Origin of the sequence: Flavonifractor sp. HCP28S3_F3, from assembly GCF_052065355.1 — a bacterium.
Classification (GTDB): Bacteria; Bacillota; Clostridia; order Oscillospirales; family Oscillospiraceae; genus Flavonifractor.
Map to the genome: position 1 here is coordinate 37,913 of NZ_JBQHUF010000012.1, position 16,998 is coordinate 54,910.

Consider the following 16,998-nt stretch of genomic DNA (forward strand, 5'->3'; position numbering starts at 1 on the left):
AAGGAGGATACGCCTTGAAAATATTGGTGGTAGACGACGAAAAAGTACTGGTAAAGGGCATCAAGTTCAACCTGGAGAGCGAGGGCTACCAGGTGGAAGCTGGGTATGATGGGGAGCAGGCGGTGGAGCTGGCCCGGAACGGCGGCTTTGATCTCATCATCCTGGACCTGATGATGCCCAAGATCGACGGGCTTCAGGCCTGCATGCGCATCCGGGAGTTTTCCAACGTGCCCATCATCATGCTCACCGCCCGCAGTGAGGATGCCGACAAGATCATCGGCTTTGAGTGCGGGGCGGACGACTATATCACAAAGCCTTTCAACATCCTGGAGCTGAAGGCCCGGGTGCGGGCGCTGCTCCGCCGGGCGGGGATGGCGGCTCAGCAGACCGCCACGGTCAGCAAGCTGGCTATGGGCCATATCGTACTGGATCCGGACGCCAGGGCTGCATGGAAGGACGGCAAGAGTGTGGACCTGACTGCCAAGGAATTTGATCTGATGGAACTGCTCATGCGCAATCCCGGGCGGGTGTACAGCCGCGAGAACCTGCTCAATGTGGTGTGGGGCTATGAATATGCCGGGGATTACCGGACGGTGGACGTTCATGTCCGCCGCCTGCGGGAGAAGCTGGAGCTGGACCCTGCCAATCCCCAGTATATCCTCACCAAGTGGGGCGTGGGCTACTATCTGAAAAATGGCTGAGCGGGAAGTGCGGAGCCGCCGGGTGCCTTTCTGGCGTTCTCTTCAAACGAAATATGCCCTGACCTATGTGGTGATCGTGGCGGCGGTGGTGGTGCTGCTGAACACCTACCCGGTGCTGGTGTCCCAGAACCTGGCCTACCGCTCCAAGCAGACCTCTATGCAGAATCAGGCCTCAGTGCTGGCCTCGGCCCTGGCTACCGGTCCGGAGCCGCTGACGGCGGAGAGTGCCACCCGGACGGTGAGCCTGCTGCTTAACAGCCTGGGTGTGAGTCGGGTAGTGGTCATCGACCCCACCGGGCGGGTGCTTTGCGATATCCAGGAGGGGACCCAGCGCACCGATACCACCGGACAGTACGCCCTGTTTTGGGAAGCGGTGACCGCATTAAAGGGCAACAATGTGTTCCGGGGCGACTATTCCGACGGTGTCTTTTACAGCTGGGCGGCGGTGCCTGTCACATACCGCTCCATGACCCAGGGAGCGGTTTATCTCTACGAATACGACGCCGAGCAAGGCGCCATGCTCCGGGGCATCCAGAACAACCTGCGTACCATCTCCATCATCATCGCGCTGGTGACCCTGGTGATGGGCGTGGTGTTTTCCAAGGCTTTGACCCGGCGGATCGCCCAGCTGCTCAGCGCCATCCACACTGTGCGGGAAGGCGAGTACAGCCACCGGGTGGACATGCGGGGTGGCGACGAGCTCAGCCGGCTGGCCGATGAGTTCAACGAACTCACCGGCCGGCTCCAGACCACCGAGGAGGTCCGTCGGCGATTTGTGTCCGACGCATCTCACGAGCTGAAGACACCCCTGGCCTCTATCCGGCTGCTGACCGACTCCATTCTGCAGGCCGACCACATGGATGTGGATACTGCCCGGGAGTTTTTGACCGACATTGGAGAGGAGGCCGAGCGGCTCACCCGTATCACCGAGAAGCTGCTCACCCTCACCAGGCTGGATACCGCCCACGAGATCCAGACTGTGCCGGTGGATGTGGGAGCTGTGGTGCGCCGGGTGGAGCATATGTTGATCCCCCTGGCGCGGGCGGCGGAGGTGAAGCTGGAGCTGAACCTCCAGGAGGGCTGTATCATCCGGGCTACTGAGGACGATCTGTATCAGGTGGCCTTCAACCTGATGGAAAATGCCATCAAATATAATCTGCCCGGCGGTACGGTGACCGTTACCTTGTTCCTGGAGGGAGACGCGGTGTGTATGCGGGTGGAGGATACCGGCGTAGGCATCCCGGAGGCCGACCTGCCCAAGATTTTTGATCGCTTCTACCGGGTGGATAAAGCCCGTTCTCGGGCCGCTGGCGGCACCGGACTGGGCCTGTCTATTGTCCGGGACACGGTGCGCCAGCATGGCGGCACCATCACCGCCCGGCGGCGGGAGCCGGAGGGTACCTGCTTTGAGGTGCGCTTTGCTCGCTGGCGGGAGAAGGGGGGAAATCGGCCATGAGGCGACGGCTCCAGACTTTAGCGCTGGCCGGAGCGCTTCTGGTTCTGTGCGGCTGTTCCGGGAACTCCCAGGAGGGAACAGAAGCAGGAGATTACCTGATCTATTATTCCGCACTGGAGGACCGGTACGCTGCCATGGCGGTTGGATATGAGAGCCTGGAGCTCCCGGAGGATGCCCAGGTGGTATCTGCCCTGCTGGAGGCGGTCTTTCAGGGTCCCGATTCCCAGGAATTGACCTCGCCTTTTCCTGATGGCGTGCGGCTGCTGAGCTGGGAGCTGAAGGACGGCTGCCTGCACCTGGACCTGTCAGAGCAGTACGGCAGCCTGACGGGGATCGATCTGACAGTGGCTGATGCCTGCCTCACCCTGACCCTCTGCCAGGCGGAGGGCGTGGAGTCGGTCTATATTACGGTGGAAGGGAACGAGATTCCCTACCGTCCCATCCAGCAGCTTACGCGGGAGGATGTGCTTCTCTCCACCGGGCAGGAATCCCCGCCGCCCGCCACAACCTCCGCGCCCGTGAGCTGAAATAAATGAAAACAGGGAGGGAACTAGTATGAAATATTTCTGAAAATGCAGCGCTTTGGTATTTTCTGGTGCACTTTTGTTCAGTGCCCTGGTCTGTCCGTCTGCCCAGGCAGCGGACAGTGAAATTGATTGTATCCCGGTTGACATTGGATATGATGCAGAAGAAGGTAAAGATGATATTAGTTTAGTATTACTACCAAACCATTTTTTACAGAAAACAGCGCCTTACCTGAAGTTATAGTGCATGAATGGGTCAAAGTGGACTCATCTGCGTATGTATACCCACATATCGCATACTTGAATTATATCAATCAATGGGGAGAATGTCTGTTCCCCTCCGACGGTTGCCTGTCAATGGGCACCTTTTCTGAGGGCCTGGCCCATGTGAGGACAGAGAAACCTCTCGGTTATGTAGATCAAACTGGTGCTCTTGTGATGCCCCTTCCCTCTGGAATTAGCGGCACAGAATTTCATGATGGCGTTGCTCTTATCTATAGTGATGAAGGAAACCTACTAAAAATGATTGACATGGAGTCTTTCTTGATGATGTGTTGCCACTTGCAAATAAGGTAAAATCTCTTACAAGCGATATTACATTGCCAACAACATAGGTGATGAATTATGCATAAAGCGGGAAGAATATATATGAGTGTGGTTTTATTAGAAGCAATAATTCTTTTTATAAACTGCATTTCTTCCATTATATGGTTATGGTGCCGTGAAGCTAAGCAGAATATTGTATGGATGATAGTTTTGACTTTTGTAATATCGTGCATTCTGATCCCCATTGAGTCAGCTGTTTTCCACTTCTGTAAAGTAAAAGTGCATAATGCTAAGTCGAAAAGATTGATTCAAACTGATATTGCACAAATTATTCTTCCCAAACTGCCTTATATTTTTGGCGCTCTTTGGTTAATTTATTTTATATCCTTTCGGATTATAGCTGGAAGATACAACTGGCATCAAGGCAGCGATGAATCTATGTACAATCTTCGGCCCGGAAGCATAATAATTTTTTTATCGCTACTTGGTGTAGAGATTCCAAATCAAATCATTCGCTTAAAAAGCAAGCAGAATGGAGGAAGGTAAAATAGATTTTAGCCTTGCTGCCTACTCATAACGAGTGGCTGGCACGGGTATTTTTTACTATACAATTTTTCCTACTACGTCTGTGATCCAGACCATCAACGCCAAGGGTAATGTGGCAGCCTTCGAGTATGACCTAATGGGCAATCTTACCAAAGTCACGCTCCACCGGGCAGATGGTACTCACGGAAAACGGCAGCCTGGCGGGCTATGACGATGCCGGTCGGGTGTCCGAATGGGCCAGAGAGGCCATGGCGGCGTTGAACGCCGACGGAATCCTCCGGGGCACCTCTGATACTACCCTGTCGCCCAAAGACACCACCACGGTGGAGCAGGGCATCCTCCTGGCCCTCCGGGCTTATCAGAAGTTTATGGCCTGAGGAAATCGGGAGCGCCTGCCCTTGACAAGTTCCCGGGACCGGGTGTAACATACTTCATTATGGCAAAGTAACGAGCAGAAAGGAAGAACCCGCCCATGAGCCAGCATCGTATCAGTACCCAGTGTATCCATGCGGGCTATACCCCCGGCAACGGGGAGCCCCGCAACATTCCTATCGTCCAGTCCACTACCTTCCGCTACGCCACCGGCGAAGCCATGGGCGCCCTGTTTGACCTGGAGGCCAGCGGTTATTTCTATACCCGCCTGCAGAACCCCACCAACGACCACGTGGCGGCCAAGATCTGTGCCCTGGAGGGAGGGACCGCCGCCATGCTCACCTCCTCCGGTCAGGCAGCGTCCTTCTATGCCATCTTCAACATCGTTTCCTGCGGTGAGCATGTGGTTTGCTCTTCCTCCATCTACGGCGGCACCTATAACCTGTTTGCCGTCACCATGAAGCGGATGGGCATCGACTTCACCTTCGTGGACCCCGACTGCTCCGAAGAGGAGCTGGAGGCGGCCTTCCGGCCCGAGACCCGTGCAGTGTTTGGTGAGACCATCGCCAACCCGGCTCTGACGGTGCTGGATATCGAGAAGTTTGCCAAGGCTGCCCACGCCCACGGTGTGCCTCTGATCGTGGACAACACCTTTGCAACTCCGGTGAACTGCCGACCCTTTGAGTGGGGAGCCGATATCATTACCCACTCCACCACCAAGTACATGGACGGCCACGCCAACGCAGTGGGGGGCGCCATTGTGGACTCTGGTAAGTTTGACTGGAACGCCCATGCCGACAAGTTCCCCGGTCTGACCACTCCTGACGAGAGCTACCACGGCATTACTTACACCGAGCGCTTTGGCCTGGAGGGGGCCTACATCACCAAGGCCACCGCCCAGCTCATGCGGGACCTGGGTTCCATTCCCTCCCCGCAGAACTGCTACTACCTGAATATCGGTCTGGAGACCCTGCCCCTGCGGATGGCACGCCACTGTGAGAACGGCCTGGCAGTGGCCAAATTCCTGAAGAACCACCCCAAGGTAGCCTGGGTGCGCTATCCCGGACTGGAAGGGGACCCCTACTACGAGCGGGCCATGAAGTACATGCCCAACGGCACCTGCGGCGTGGTGTCCTTCGGTGTGAAGGGCGGCCGTGAGGCGGCTTCCAAATTCATGGCAGGCCTGAAGCTGGCCTCCATCGCCACCCACGTGGCCGACGCCAAGACCTGCACCCTCCATCCCGCCTCCACCACCCACCGGCAGATGACCGACGAGGAGCTGGCGGCCGCCGGGGTATCCCCCGATCTGGTTCGCCTCAGCGTGGGTATCGAGGATATCAACGATATCCTGGAGGATGTGGATCAGGCGTTGGCGGGGGTGTGAGCCATGTATGTAGATCCTGAAGTTTATTCCGGCGCTCCGACGGAGGAGCGTGACCCCAATGAAATGGCGGTGTACGCCTTTCTGGATAAGCTGGATATCTCCTACCTCCGGTGCGATCATGACTACGCCAACACCATGGAGGACTGCAAAGCGGTGGAGGCGGTGCTTGGTGTGCCCATTTGCAAGAACCTGCTGCTCACCAACCGGCAGCAGACCGACTTCTATCTGCTGATGATGCCGGGAGATAAGCCCTTCAAGACTAAGGATCTGACCAAGCAGCTGGGCTGTGCCCGGCTGTCCTTTGCCAGCCCCGAGCAGATGAAAGAGCTGCTGGGTGCGGCCCCCGGCTCAGCCAGTGCCTTTGAGCTGATGCACGATGGGGAAGGAAAGGTGCGCCTGGTGATAGACCGGGAGCTGCTGGCGGGAGAGTACATCAGCGGCCACCCCTGCTTTTCTACCTCCACCATCCGCCTGAAACGGACGGATTTTCTGGAGCGGTTCCTGCCTGCGGTGGGGCATACGCCTGCCATAGTGGATCTGCCCTGGCCGGAGGCCGAGTAAAAAATGGTTGCATTTTCCCGATAACGGCGCTATAATGCGTTATACAATTGAAAAAACGGGAGCTTGTGTTACAGGCTGAGAGTAAGGTATAACCTTAGACCGATAACCTGATTTGGGTAATGCCAACGTAGGGAAAGATAGAATTTCGCTTTGTCGCGGGGATTATCCAATGGGATAATCCCCGTTTTTTATGCCTTAAGTTAGAGATTTTCCAGAAAAGAGTGTCCGATGATGAACCATTCCAAAAAAGTATTCCGTATGGTGTTTCTGGCCATGATGGTGGCCATCGGCGTGGTGATTTCCCCCATCCTACGGGTGGAGGGTATGTGTCCCACCGCCCACCTCATCAATATCGTGTGTGCGGTGCTGATGGGTCCCTGGTACGCCCTGCTGTGCGCCACCCTCATCGGGATCATCCGCATGAGCATGATGGGCATACCGCCGCTGGCACTCACCGGCGCTGTGTTCGGCGCCTTTCTGTCCGGCGTGCTCTATCGGGCATCCAAGGGAAAACTGATCTGCGCCGTTATCGGCGAGGTGTTGGGCACCGGCATCATCGGCGCTATTGTCTCCTATCCGGTGATGACCTTTCTGGTACATAAGGAGGGCCTGACCTGGCTGTTCTATGTGCCGTCCTTCCTGTGCGGCACCCTCATCGGCGGCTCGGTGGCTTTTGTGTTTCTGCGTCAGCTGGCCCGGGCCGGGGTCCTGCCCCGGTTTCAGCGGATGCTTTCCGACCAGAGCTTTGAGGAGGGGAGCAGTGTCCTGTCCAATGCCGCCGCTATCGCCGCTCTGGGCGTGATCGGATATCTGCTGATTAAGATCCTTACCGGCATGGTCTTCCGGACCGCAGATCCCCTGTGGAACTGGGCGGCCTGGGGTGTGATCGCTCTTTTCCTGATCGCCGCACTGGTCTATTTCCTGGTCCATCGCTCCGGAAAGAGGGTGGAAGTCCATGAGTGAATCCATTTTTTCTATGCTCCGCACTCTGCGGGAAGAAGCACCGCTGATCCATGCCATCACCAATCCCATCTCCATTACCCAGTGTGCCAATGCCGTGCTGGCCCTGGGCGCCCGGCCCATTATGGCAGAGCATCCACAGGAGGTGGAGGAGATCACCGCCACGGCGGCGGCCCTGCTGCTCAACCTGGGCAACATCACCGACGTGCGGATGGAGGCCATGAGACGTTCCGCCGGGGCGGCCCGGGAAGCAGGCGTTCCGGTGGTTTTGGATGCGGTGGGAGTAGCCTGCTCCCGTCTGCGCAGGGACTATGCTCAGCAGCTGCTGGAGCAATTTCCACCTGCGGTGCTCAAGGGCAATTACGCCGAGATCCTGGCCCTGGTCCGGCCGGACTACACCGCCTCCGGTGTGGATGGGGATAAATCCCTTACCCCGGCGGCGGTGGCCAAAGCGGCCGGAGAAGTGGCTCGCCGCTATGGCTGCGTAGTCCTGGCCAGCGGAGAGACAGACCTGGTGACCGACGGAACGGGGGTCACAGCCATTCATAACGGAACACCCCAGTTGGGATGGGTCACCGGGACAGGCTGTATGTTGGGGGCGCTGTGCGCCTGTTTTCTGGCCGCTGCCTCCCCCCTGGAGGCGGCAAAGACGGCCTGCATCGCCATGGGTGTGGCCGGAGAACTGGCAGCCACGCCAAAGGGAAACGGTACGTTTTTAATGAATTTGATAGACCGGCTTTCCACGCTGGATGGAGAGACCATCCAAGCCAATGCACGTATGGAGGCGTTTTGTGATGAAGAAGCTTGACACCACGTTGTACCTGGTGACCGACAGTACCGGCCTCTCCGAGGCGGAGTTTCTCGCCAAAGTAGAGCAGGCCCTTCAGGGGGGCGTGACCTTCCTGCAGCTCCGGGAGAAGGAGCGCTCCACCCGGGAGTACATCCATCTGGCCCAACAGGTCCATGCCATCGCCAGGCGCTATCAGGTACCGCTGGTGGTAGACGACCGGGTGGATGTAGCACTGGCGGCAGAGGTGGATGGGGTCCATGTGGGCCAGTCCGATATGCCCGTGTGGCAGGCCAGAAAAATCCTGGGACCGGACAAGATCGTAGGAGCCACCGCTAAGACTGTCCCACAAGCCTTGGAGGCTCTGGAGCAGGGGGCTGATTACCTGGGAGTGGGCGCTATCTATCCCACCACTACCAAGGTGGTCACAGTTATCACCTCCACAGACACGCTGGGGGAGATCTGCAAAGCGGTGCCTATTCCGGTCAACGCCATCGGCGGCCTGAATCAGGATAACCTGGGGGTGCTGAAGGGTATTCCCATCCAGGGCATCTGTGTGGTTTCCGCCATCATGAAGTCGGCCGATCCCAAGGCCGCGGCGGAGGGACTGCGGCAGGCCTTTGACGCACTGAGAAACTAAAGTGTATCCAGCGGCACATTGGGGGCACCACCTTATGCCGCTTAACAAAACAATGCTGAATATCAAAAGGAGGCATACTACGTGAAAACAGCATTGACCATTGCAGGCAGCGACTGCAGCGGAGGCGCCGGCATTCAGGCTGATCTGAAAACCATGACCATGAACGGGGTCTACGGCATGAGCGCCATTACAGCGCTGACGGCCCAGAATACCACCGGCGTCACTGGAATTATGGAGGTTTCGCCCGATTTTCTCCGGCAGCAGCTGGATATGATCTTTTCGGACATCCGGCCCGATGCGGTGAAGATCGGTATGGTGTCCAGCGGGGCGCTCATTGAGGTCATCGCCCAGGCTTTGGCAGACTGGCGGGTGGAGCGGATCGTGGTGGATCCGGTCATGGTGGCCACCAGCGGCTCGGCCCTGATGGAGACGGAGGCCGTCACTGTCCTGAAAGCCAAGCTGCTGCCTATGGCTGCCCTGGTCACGCCCAACATCCCGGAGGCGGAGGTGCTTTCGGGGCAGACTATCCGCAGCCAGAGTGACATGGAGGCAGCGGCCAAAGCCATTTCCGAGGCCCACGGCTGCGCGGTTCTGGTGAAAGGCGGTCACAGCGTCAGCGACGCCGACGATCTGCTGTACGCCGGTGGTCAGGCCAGGTGGTTCCCGGGGAAGCGGATCGACAATCCCAACACTCATGGAACCGGCTGCACTCTGTCCTCTGCCATTGCGGCCAATCTGGCCAAGGGATTCTCCCTGGAGGCGTCTATCCAGAGAGCCAAGGAGTACATCTCCGGTGCCCTGGCGGCCATGCTGGATTTGGGGAAGGGTAGCGGACCGATGGCCCACAATTTTGCTTTGAACGGCTATTTTGCCGAAGAAAACAGATTAGTCTGAAAGGAAAGAAGAACCATGAGAAATTATGCCACACAGATGGAAGCGGCCAGAAAGGGCATCATCACTCCTGAGATGAAGGCGGTGGCCGCCAAGGAATACCGTACCGAGGAGGAGATCCGGGACCTGGTGGCCAGAGGTCAGGTGGCCATCTGCGCCAACAAGCTGCACACTTGCCTGGACCCCAACGGCGTCGGCTCCATGCTGCGCACCAAGATCAACGTGAACCTGGGCGTGTCCCGGGACTGCAAGGACTATGACGTGGAGATGGAGAAGGTGATGGCTGCCGTTCATATGGGCGCGGAGGCCATCATGGATCTGTCCTCCCACGGCAACACCCAGCCGTTTCGCCAGAAGCTGATCCGGGAGTGTCCCGCTATGATCGGAACCGTGCCCGTCTATGACAGCGTGATCCACTATCAGCGGGACCTGGCTACCCTGACGGCCCAGGACTTCATTGACGTGATTCGGCTCCATGCCCAGGACGGTGTGGATTTTGTTACCCTCCACTGCGGCATTACCCGCAAGACCATTGACCAGATCAAAACCCATAAGCGGAAGATGAACATCGTCTCCCGCGGCGGTTCCCTGGTCTTTGCCTGGATGAGCATGACGGGGGAGGAGAATCCCTTCTACGAGTATTTTGACCAGATCCTGGACATCTGCCGGGAGTACGACGTGACCATCTCCCTGGGTGATGCCTGCCGTCCCGGCTGCCTGGCCGACGGCAGCGACGTGTGCCAGATCGAGGAGCTGGTGCGCCTGGGCGAGCTGACCAAACGTGCCTGGGCCAAGGACGTGCAGGTGATGGTGGAGGGTCCCGGCCATATGCCCATGGACCAGATCGAAGCCAATATGAAGCTGCAGCAGACTATCTGCATGGGCGCGCCCTTCTATGTGCTGGGTCCCATTGTTACGGATATCGCTCCGGGCTACGACCATATCACCTCTGCCATCGGCGGGGCTATCGCGGCTGCCTCCGGTGCGGCTTTTCTGTGTTATGTGACTCCGGCGGAGCATCTGGCGCTGCCCAATGTGGAGGATGTGAAGCAGGGTATCGTGGCCTCTAAGATTGCGGCTCACGCGGCGGATATTGCCAAAAAGATTCCCCATGCCCGGGATCTGGACGACGCCATGGCTGACGCCCGTCGGACCTTCGACTGGGAGAAGCAGTGGGAGTGCTCCATCGACCCGGAGACGGCCAAGGCTATCCGGGCAGACCGGGCTCCGGAGCATGAGGACAGCTGCTCCATGTGCGGAAAGTTCTGTGCCGTGCGCAGCATGAATAAAGCCCTCAGTGGTGAATACATCGACATTCTGTAAATAGACGGTAAAAAGGACACGACGCAAGTCGTGTCCTTTTTAAATCGGTGAATGGGCATGAGAAAACTGGATACTCTGAAAAAGTATTAGCAGGGGATAAAATGATATGATCCAATTCTGTGCCCTGTTTCATCCTGTTGAATAATGTTAAAGAATTGCATATTTGAAAGTGTAATTTGGAACTCGTTGCTGTGCCCTATTTCGTCAGAACCCGTATAAAAAACTGTGACAGCTTCGATCTCCCCATTAATATCAAACATTAGAAGTAAAAATACAAAAGTGACGATAAGAACTGTGGCGATCACCAAAAAGAAGGACACGCCTAAGCGTGTCCTTCTTTTTGGTGACCCGTCGGGGATTCGAACCCCGGACCCACTGCTTAAAAGGCAGTTGCTCTGCCGACTGAGCTAACGAGTCATATGGCTGGGATGGCTGGGCTCGAACCAGCGAATGCGGGAGTCAAAGTCCCGTGCCTTACCACTTGGCTACACCCCAATCTCGCTGGTAAAAAGCAAAGGGCCGGAGCGGACGCTCCGGCCCTTCCGCCTTGAGTCTTTATGGGGTGGGTGACGGGACTCGAACCCGCGACACTCGGAACCACAATCCGATGCTCTACCAACTGAACTACACCCACCATAGGGAAATTGCGGGAACTGGCACGCCTGAAGGGACTCGAACCCCTGACCCACTGCTTAGAAGGCAGTTGCTCTATCCACCTGAGCTACAGGCGCGTATGGAGCGGGTGATGGGAATCGAACCCACGCGACCAGCTTGGAAGGCTGGGATTCTACCATTGAACTACACCCGCATGGGCGCTGAACCTAAAGCATGTCAGCCAGGATATAATAGCATATCGAAGCGAGAATGTCAATGTTTTTTTCTTCAGAGAATATAATTTTTCCATGCCCGCCATATTGTTGGCGGGCATGGAAAGCAAGTTAATCTTTGGAGAGCAGGATGCGGTCGTTGTCCAGAACTTTTCCAGCTCCAGCTTTGAACCGATCCAGCAGATCTTCCACGGTAAGGCCCTTGCGCTCCTCACCCTTCAGATCCAATACGATGCGGCCGGAGTCCATCATAAAGGTACGGTTGCCCAGTTCCAGAGCGTTTTTCATGTTATGCGTGATCATCATACAGGTAAGGTGACTCTCCTTCACGATCTCCTGGGTGAGATTGAGCACCTTCTCGGCAGTACCCGGATCCAGTGCAGCGGTGTGCTCGTCCAGCAGCAGCAGTTTGGGGGGCACCATGGTGGACATGAGCAGGGTAAGGGCTTGCCGCTGGCCGCCGGAGAGCAGCCCTACCGGCTGACGCATCCGATCCTCCAGCCCCATACCCAGCTTAGCCAATTGGGCTCGGAAGAATTCCTTGTCTGCCTTGGATACCCGGCTGAAAAAGGCCTTCTGGTGTTTGGCGGTGCGCAGGTAGGCCAGAGCCAGGTTTTCCTCAATGGTCATGTGAGGAGCGGTGCCACGCATGGGATCCTGGAACAGCCGGCCGATCTGGCGGCTGCGGCGGTAGGCGGGCAGATAGGTGATGTCCTGCCCATCCAGAAGGATGGAGCCTTCGTCGGTGTAGAAATCACCGGCAACGGCGTTGAAGAGTGTGGATTTGCCCGCACCGTTGGAGCCTACGATGGTGACGAAATCTCCGGGCTCCAGAGTGACACTCAGGTCGTTCAGAGCCTGCTTCTCGTTCACAGTGCCTGGATTGAAGGTCTTGGAAATGTGTCTCAGTTCCAGCATCACTGCTCCTCCTTTCTGGCAGCCAGGGCCTGGCGCTTCTTGTTCTGAAATGCGGCCCAGCGGCGAATGGACGGGGCGGCGATTGCCAGGCCCACGATAATGGCGGAGACCAGCTTCATGTAGTCTGCGGGTACATTGGCCCGGAGGGCGGCGGCATAGATTGCACGGTAGATGATGCTGCCCACTACCACGCCTACCACCCGGCGCACCATAGAGCCCTTGCCAATGAGGGTTTCGCCGATGACCAGGGCAGCCAGAGCCAGCACCACCATGCCGGTGCCGCCGTTTACCTCAGTGAAAGTGTTGTACTGGGCCGCCATGGCGCCGGAGAGGCCGGTCATGGCGTTGGCGATGCACAGACCCACGGTGATGGTAAAGGTGGGGTTAATGGAGGAGGCACGCACCATGTCGGCGTTGTCGCCGGTGGCTCGGATGGACAGGCCCAGACGGGTGCCCAGGAAGAGCACCAGCAGCACGCAGATCAGAACCACCACGATGGCAGTGACCGCCAGCTTGGACCAGCTCCCTGCAAAGCCGGAGGCCTTGGCCAGGGTGTAGATGGAGTCCTTCTGGAACAGAGACAGGTTGCTGGTACCCATGACCATCAGGTTAATACTATACAGGCCGATGTTGGTGATAATACCAGCCAGAATGGAGGGCACCCCCAGCTTGGTTTGGAGGAAGGCGGTGATAAAGCCGGCTGCGGCGGTGGCCAGCATGGCGGCAGGGAGCGCCAGGATGGGGTGGCCAGCGATACAGCACACGGCGGACACCGCGCCGCCCAGAACAAAGGCACCATCGGTGGTCATATCGGCAATGTTCAGAATGGAAAAGCTCAGAAAGAGGGCCAGGGCAATGGGGGCGTACAAAAAGCCAGCCTCCAGAGCGGCCTGGATGACAGTGAGCATGGGAGAACGCTCCTTTCACGTGGCACAGCCCCCGCCGGAGCGGCGGGGGCTTTTAGCCAAATTGATCTTACTCCTGGGTAGTCTGTACTTCCACCAGGCTGGAACCCATGTCGTTGAACACGGTGTAGTCCACACCCAGGGTGGCGGCGGTATCGGTATTGACGGTGATAATGTCACCGGCCACGGTGACAAATTCGGGAACCTCGCCGGTCTGGAGCACTTCCAGAGCCAGGTCGGCGGTCTTGGTGCCCAGGTCGGTGTAGTTTACGCCGCAGGTGGCGAAGGCTCCGTTGCGCACGAAGGAATCGGCGCCGGCATAGTGGGGGATGCCCGCCTCAGCCAGGATGGGGGCGATGGCCAGCTCAGCGTTCATGACCACGTTGTCGGTGGGGGTAAATACTGCGTCCACCTGATCCAGCATGGAGTTGACGGCGGCCATGATCTCGTCGGTGGTGTTGCCGGTTTTGTCGATATAGGAGATGCCCTTGCCGTCCAGATAGGCCTTGGCTGCCTCAATGGCGGGGCCGCTGTTGACCTCGGAGGTGGAGTAGAGCAGACCCACAGTCTCAATATCGGGGTTCTGTGCCAGCATCATATCCAGCAGGAACTCGGTGTCCAGGGCGTCGCTGGTACCGGTGACGTAGGAGATGCCGGTGAGACCGGCGGCCTCAGGATAGCTGACGGTGCCGTAGATCACCGGAGTCTCGGTTGCCTGAGCGGTGGCGGCCATCTGCTGGGCGGCGGTGGTACCGATGGGGATGATGGCGTCATAATTGTCGGCGATGATCTGCGCGCCGATCTGAGACAGGGTAGAGGGGTCGTTGTTGCCGTTAAAGTCCTTATAGGTGATGGTAATGCCCAGCTCAGCGGCCTTGGCGTCCAGCTCGGCGGTGATGGCGTCCCGGATCTCATTCATGGACGCGTGATCCAGCTGGCGCACCACGGCGATCTTGTAGCCGTCGCTGGAGGCGGAGGGAGTGCCGGAATTGCCGGCGGGAGTCTCGGCGCTGCCCTGGGTGCCGCCAGAGCAGGCGGTGAGGGAGAGAGCCAGAGCGGCAGCAGAGGTGAGAGACAGGATCTTGTTCAGCTTTTTCATAGGAAGTTCCTCCATAAAATGAATTTGGATGGCAGATGGTGCAGAGGATAAAAAAACGCTTTTGTCCCAGACATGGGACAAAAGCGTTGTAATCACTTCTGCGATACCACCCAAATTGACGTCAGAGACGTCCACTCGCTTCACGCACCATCATGCGTGCCCGATGGATAACGGGTGGGATCCCGTCGGCATCTACTTGGTTGCCCGTTCAAGCCGCCCTCGGAAGTCCATTCGCCGGTCTCGTCACGCCCTGATCCCACCACCCAGGACTCTCTTTGCATCGGAGATAGTCGGCTACTTCTCTTCCTCACAGGTTTACTTTATGGAACTGTTGTAATGGATTATACTCACCTGTTCAGCCTTTGTCAACCCTTTTTTCGCAGGAAGGAGAACTTGGTTTCGGAGCACACCACAGCCAGGAAGATGAGGGCGAAGCCCAGGAACATAAGGGCGGTGGGCCGCTCGTCGGTGAGCAGGATGGAGAAGAGCACGCCGAAGGGGGCCTCCAGGGAGAGCAGCACAGCGGCGGTGGCGGGGGCGGTGTATTTTTGGCCGATATTCTGGAACAGCAGGGCGCCGCAGGAGGAGAAGATGACCAGGTAGGCCAGGCCGAAGATCAGGTCCTGATTAAAGACCGACGGAGACACCGTGGTCTGGGTGACCAGCACGCCGATCCAGGAGAAGATGGCAAAGGAGGCGAACTGAAGGGTGGTGAGAATGAAAATATCCCGTCCTTCGGAGTATTTGGCTACCGCCACAATGTGGCAGGCGAAGAAGAAGCCGCCGATGAGGGTGAGCACGTCGCCCAGGTTGAAGGCGGAGGCGTTGCTGCCGGTTACGGATACCAGGGCGATGCCGCCGATGCACAGGAAGGCGGCCAGAACATTAAACTTGTCAGGACGGCGCTTGGCGATGATCCAATACAGGAAGGGAACGATAACGCAGTAGACAGCGGTAAAGAAGGCGTTTTTGCCGGGTGTGGTGCGCTCCAGGCCGTAAGTCTGGAAGGTGTAGGCCACGAACAGGCAGAAGCCCATGACGGTACCGCCGATGAGGTATTGCTTGTCGCATACCTTCCACCGGGGCAGGAATACGATGGCCAGCACGATGGCCGAAGCGCTGAACCGGATGGCCAGCAGCCAGAAGGTGGGCAGTACGTCCACACTGTTCTTCATCACCACAAAGGAACTGCCCCAGATGATGGTGGCAAGGATGATGAGTGGGGTGGCAAACTTGGCCAGGCCGGATTTTTCTTTTTGTTGGCTCATGGTTGTACCTCTCCTTTTGCTATGGTAAGATAAAATGGTATCTGCGAAAGGGGGTCACGGCTGTGGAAAAGCTAGGTCGGGACTTTTTTGACCGGGACACCGTGGAGGTGGCCCAGGATCTGCTGGGGAAGGTGCTGGTGCGCCGGGTGGACGGGATGACTCTGTCCGGACGCATCACCGAGACCGAGGCCTATGTAGGGCGGATGGACAAGGCCTGCCACGCTTACGGCTACAAGCGCACAGCCCGGACAGAGACCCTGTTCGCCCCACCGGGCACCGCCTACATCTACCTGATCTACGGGATATATCACTGCCTCAACTTTGTCACCGAGCCGGAGGGAGAGCCCAGCGCGGTGCTTCTGCGGGGGCTGGAGCCAGTGGAAGGAATGGCCGAGATGGCCCGCCGCAGGTTTGGGAAGGAGCCGGAACAGCTCACCTCCTATCAGAAAAAGAATTTTATGAACGGACCCGGCAAGGTGTGCCTGGCCCTGGGCCTGACAAGGGCCCAAAACGGTCTGGACCTGACGGGGGAAGAACTGTTCCTCATTGACGACGGTTCGCCCCGGCCGTCTTTCCACACCGGAACGCGCATCGGCATCGACTATGCGGAAGAGGCGGTCCATTTTCCATGGAGGTTTTATCTGTGAAGCTATTTGATTTTGACGGCACCCTGGTAGATTCCAACGGGGTGTGGGTGGAGGTGGACAACACCTTCCTGGAGCGCCGGGGCTTGAAAGCCACCCGGGAGTACAGCGAGACGGTGGGGCACTCCATTTTCCCCATCGCCGCCCAGTTTACTAAGGAGTACTATCACCTGGATGAAAGTCCTGAGGCCATCATGGCTGAGTGGACCGGGCTGGGCCGGGAGGCCTACGCCCATCAGGTACCCCTGAAGCCGGGGGCGGTGGAATATCTGGACAAATGCCGTCAGGCAGGGGAGCGGATGGTGCTGCTCACCGCCTGCGTGCCGGAATTCTGTCAGGCCACCATGGAGCGGCTAAGCCTGACGGACTATTTTGAGCGGGTGATCTACGTCCAGGAGCTGGGAGTGGAGAAGCGGGATCCCCGGGCCTTCTCCCTGGCACTGGAGCTGCTGGGGGAGAAGGGGGAAGCCTGCACCCTCTATGAGGATTCACCCGGCGTGTGCCGTACCGCCAAGGAGGCGGGACTGACAGTGGTTGGGGTGTACGATCCATTTTACGCCCATCATGAGGACGAGATGCGGTCTTTCTGCCACCGGTATATCAAGTCGTTTACCGAGCTTCTGTAAGGGACGGGCTTTGCCCGTCC

The 16,998-nt window shown here is 57.8% G+C and carries 18 protein-coding genes, 5 tRNA genes, 1 riboswitch and 1 other annotated feature; of the genes, 14 read left to right on the forward strand and 9 right to left on the reverse strand.

Annotated features, from left to right (window positions below; all coding sequences use genetic code 11):
* The first annotated feature begins 14 nt into the window (after window positions 1–14).
* The 12 genes from ACTNB1_RS11110 to thiC all read left to right on the forward strand — a co-directional run bounded on the left by ACTNB1_RS11110 (window position 15) and on the right by thiC (window position 10,691).
* Window positions 15–701 (forward strand): response regulator transcription factor, encoded by a 687-nt coding sequence (locus tag ACTNB1_RS11110; protein WP_441169509.1) that lies wholly within the window; start codon window positions 15–17, stop codon window positions 699–701.
* Window positions 694–2,157 carry a sensor histidine kinase gene (locus tag ACTNB1_RS11115; RefSeq protein ID WP_441169510.1) on the forward strand — a complete coding sequence of 488 codons (1,464 nt, stop codon included), beginning with the start codon at window positions 694–696 and terminating at the stop codon, window positions 2,155–2,157. The genes ACTNB1_RS11110 and ACTNB1_RS11115 overlap by 8 nt, the downstream gene beginning before the upstream one ends.
* Entirely contained in the window at window positions 2,154–2,684 is a 531-nt protein-coding gene (locus tag ACTNB1_RS11120) for a GerMN domain-containing protein (protein ID WP_441169512.1), read from the forward strand. Before ACTNB1_RS11115 ends, ACTNB1_RS11120 begins: the two co-directional genes overlap by 4 nt.
* Window positions 2,685–3,329: 645 nt before the next feature.
* Window positions 3,330–3,773 (forward strand): hypothetical protein, encoded by a 444-nt coding sequence (locus ACTNB1_RS11125; protein ID WP_441169514.1) that lies wholly within the window; start codon window positions 3,330–3,332, stop codon window positions 3,771–3,773.
* A gap of 173 nt (window positions 3,774–3,946) precedes the next feature.
* The gene (locus tag ACTNB1_RS11130; RefSeq protein WP_441169516.1) at window positions 3,947–4,150 is read left to right on the forward strand and encodes an S-layer homology domain-containing protein; all 204 of its coding nucleotides are present in this window, start codon (window positions 3,947–3,949) and stop codon (window positions 4,148–4,150) included.
* Window positions 4,151–4,245: 95 nt separating this feature from the next.
* Window positions 4,246–5,529, forward strand: coding sequence for an O-acetylhomoserine aminocarboxypropyltransferase/cysteine synthase family protein (locus tag ACTNB1_RS11135; protein ID WP_441169517.1), 1,284 nt, complete (start codon window positions 4,246–4,248; stop codon window positions 5,527–5,529).
* Window positions 5,530–5,532: 3 nt separating this feature from the next.
* Window positions 5,533–6,090 carry a prolyl-tRNA synthetase associated domain-containing protein gene (locus ACTNB1_RS11140; protein ID WP_441169518.1) on the forward strand — a complete coding sequence of 186 codons (558 nt, stop codon included), beginning with the start codon at window positions 5,533–5,535 and terminating at the stop codon, window positions 6,088–6,090.
* 45 nt (window positions 6,091–6,135) lie between these two features.
* A riboswitch (TPP riboswitch) is annotated at window positions 6,136–6,241 on the forward strand.
* An 80-nt stretch (window positions 6,242–6,321) separates the two neighbouring features.
* A complete protein-coding gene (thiW, locus tag ACTNB1_RS11145; protein ID WP_441169519.1) occupies window positions 6,322–7,053 on the forward strand; it encodes an energy coupling factor transporter S component ThiW in 732 nt (243 codons plus the stop codon).
* A complete protein-coding gene (gene thiM, locus ACTNB1_RS11150) occupies window positions 7,046–7,858 on the forward strand; it encodes a hydroxyethylthiazole kinase (RefSeq protein WP_441169521.1) in 813 nt (270 codons plus the stop codon). The genes thiW and thiM overlap by 8 nt, the downstream gene beginning before the upstream one ends.
* Complete coding sequence (gene thiE / locus ACTNB1_RS11155) at window positions 7,845–8,477, forward strand: thiamine phosphate synthase (protein WP_441169523.1); 633 nt, start codon at window positions 7,845–7,847, stop codon at window positions 8,475–8,477. Before thiM ends, thiE begins: the two co-directional genes overlap by 14 nt.
* Window positions 8,478–8,558: 81 nt before the next feature.
* Entirely contained in the window at window positions 8,559–9,371 is an 813-nt protein-coding gene (gene thiD / locus ACTNB1_RS11160) for a bifunctional hydroxymethylpyrimidine kinase/phosphomethylpyrimidine kinase (protein ID WP_441169524.1), read from the forward strand.
* 15 nt (window positions 9,372–9,386) lie between these two features.
* Window positions 9,387–10,691 carry a phosphomethylpyrimidine synthase ThiC gene (thiC, locus tag ACTNB1_RS11165; RefSeq protein WP_441169526.1) on the forward strand — a complete coding sequence of 435 codons (1,305 nt, stop codon included), beginning with the start codon at window positions 9,387–9,389 and terminating at the stop codon, window positions 10,689–10,691.
* Window positions 10,692–11,032: 341 nt separating this feature from the next.
* Here thiC and ACTNB1_RS11170 read toward each other — a convergent pair.
* The 9 genes from ACTNB1_RS11170 to ACTNB1_RS11210 all read right to left on the reverse strand — a co-directional run bounded on the left by ACTNB1_RS11170 (window position 11,033) and on the right by ACTNB1_RS11210 (window position 15,708).
* Window positions 11,033–11,108: transfer RNA gene (locus ACTNB1_RS11170), tRNA-Lys, on the reverse strand.
* 3 nt (window positions 11,109–11,111) lie between these two features.
* Window positions 11,112–11,186 (reverse strand) — tRNA-Gln (locus ACTNB1_RS11175).
* Window positions 11,187–11,249: 63 nt separating this feature from the next.
* A tRNA-His gene (locus tag ACTNB1_RS11180) sits at window positions 11,250–11,325 on the reverse strand.
* A gap of 20 nt (window positions 11,326–11,345) precedes the next feature.
* Window positions 11,346–11,422: transfer RNA gene (locus ACTNB1_RS11185), tRNA-Arg, on the reverse strand.
* A 3-nt stretch (window positions 11,423–11,425) separates the two neighbouring features.
* A tRNA-Gly gene (locus ACTNB1_RS11190) sits at window positions 11,426–11,499 on the reverse strand.
* A 130-nt stretch (window positions 11,500–11,629) separates the two neighbouring features.
* Window positions 11,630–12,436 (reverse strand): ABC transporter ATP-binding protein, encoded by an 807-nt coding sequence (locus tag ACTNB1_RS11195; RefSeq protein ID WP_441169527.1) that lies wholly within the window; start codon window positions 12,434–12,436, stop codon window positions 11,630–11,632.
* A complete protein-coding gene (locus ACTNB1_RS11200; RefSeq protein ID WP_441169529.1) occupies window positions 12,436–13,344 on the reverse strand; it encodes an ABC transporter permease in 909 nt (302 codons plus the stop codon). The genes ACTNB1_RS11195 and ACTNB1_RS11200 overlap by 1 nt, the downstream gene beginning before the upstream one ends.
* A 67-nt stretch (window positions 13,345–13,411) precedes the next feature.
* Window positions 13,412–14,440: an ABC transporter substrate-binding protein gene (locus tag ACTNB1_RS11205; RefSeq protein ID WP_441169530.1), complete on the reverse strand. Its 1,029-nt coding sequence runs from the start codon at window positions 14,438–14,440 to the stop codon at window positions 13,412–13,414.
* Between the two features lie 70 nt (window positions 14,441–14,510).
* Window positions 14,511–14,760 (reverse strand) — a binding site (T-box leader).
* Between the two features lie 45 nt (window positions 14,761–14,805).
* On the reverse strand, window positions 14,806–15,708 hold the full coding sequence (locus ACTNB1_RS11210) for a DMT family transporter (RefSeq protein ID WP_441169532.1): 903 nt from the start codon (window positions 15,706–15,708) through the stop codon (window positions 14,806–14,808).
* A 62-nt stretch (window positions 15,709–15,770) separates the two neighbouring features.
* Between ACTNB1_RS11210 and ACTNB1_RS11215 the strand changes: the two genes are divergently transcribed.
* Together ACTNB1_RS11215 and ACTNB1_RS11220 are read left to right on the forward strand one after the other, a co-directional pair.
* Window positions 15,771–16,355, forward strand: a complete 585-nt coding sequence (locus ACTNB1_RS11215) for a DNA-3-methyladenine glycosylase (protein WP_441169533.1) — start codon at window positions 15,771–15,773, stop codon at window positions 16,353–16,355.
* Window positions 16,352–16,978, forward strand: a complete 627-nt coding sequence (locus ACTNB1_RS11220; protein ID WP_441169535.1) for an HAD family hydrolase — start codon at window positions 16,352–16,354, stop codon at window positions 16,976–16,978. Before ACTNB1_RS11215 ends, ACTNB1_RS11220 begins: the two co-directional genes overlap by 4 nt.
* Window positions 16,979–16,998 lie beyond the last annotated feature (20 nt).

Bases quoted from the DNA above. Each gene is read 5' to 3' on its own strand.
- ACTNB1_RS11115 (WP_441169510.1), top strand. From the start codon at position 694: ATGGCTGAGCGGGAAGTGCGGAGCCGCCGGGTGCCTTTCTGGCGTTCT.
- ACTNB1_RS11120 (WP_441169512.1), top strand. From the start codon at position 2,154: ATGAGGCGACGGCTCCAGACTTTAGCGCTGGCCGGAGCGCTTCTGGTT.
- ACTNB1_RS11125 (WP_441169514.1), top strand. From the start codon at position 3,330: ATGAGTGTGGTTTTATTAGAAGCAATAATTCTTTTTATAAACTGCATT.
- ACTNB1_RS11130 (WP_441169516.1), top strand. From the start codon at position 3,947: ATGGTACTCACGGAAAACGGCAGCCTGGCGGGCTATGACGATGCCGGT.
- ACTNB1_RS11135 (WP_441169517.1), top strand. From the start codon at position 4,246: ATGAGCCAGCATCGTATCAGTACCCAGTGTATCCATGCGGGCTATACC.
- ACTNB1_RS11140 (WP_441169518.1), top strand. From the start codon at position 5,533: ATGTATGTAGATCCTGAAGTTTATTCCGGCGCTCCGACGGAGGAGCGT.
- thiW (WP_441169519.1), top strand. From the start codon at position 6,322: ATGAACCATTCCAAAAAAGTATTCCGTATGGTGTTTCTGGCCATGATG.
- thiM (WP_441169521.1), top strand. From the start codon at position 7,046: ATGAGTGAATCCATTTTTTCTATGCTCCGCACTCTGCGGGAAGAAGCA.
- thiE (WP_441169523.1), top strand. From the start codon at position 7,845: ATGAAGAAGCTTGACACCACGTTGTACCTGGTGACCGACAGTACCGGC.
- thiC (WP_441169526.1), top strand. From the start codon at position 9,387: ATGAGAAATTATGCCACACAGATGGAAGCGGCCAGAAAGGGCATCATC.
- ACTNB1_RS11195 (WP_441169527.1), bottom strand. From the start codon at position 12,436: ATGCTGGAACTGAGACACATTTCCAAGACCTTCAATCCAGGCACTGTG.
- ACTNB1_RS11200 (WP_441169529.1), bottom strand. From the start codon at position 13,344: ATGCTCACTGTCATCCAGGCCGCTCTGGAGGCTGGCTTTTTGTACGCC.
- ACTNB1_RS11205 (WP_441169530.1), bottom strand. From the start codon at position 14,440: ATGAAAAAGCTGAACAAGATCCTGTCTCTCACCTCTGCTGCCGCTCTG.
- ACTNB1_RS11210 (WP_441169532.1), bottom strand. From the start codon at position 15,708: ATGAGCCAACAAAAAGAAAAATCCGGCCTGGCCAAGTTTGCCACCCCA.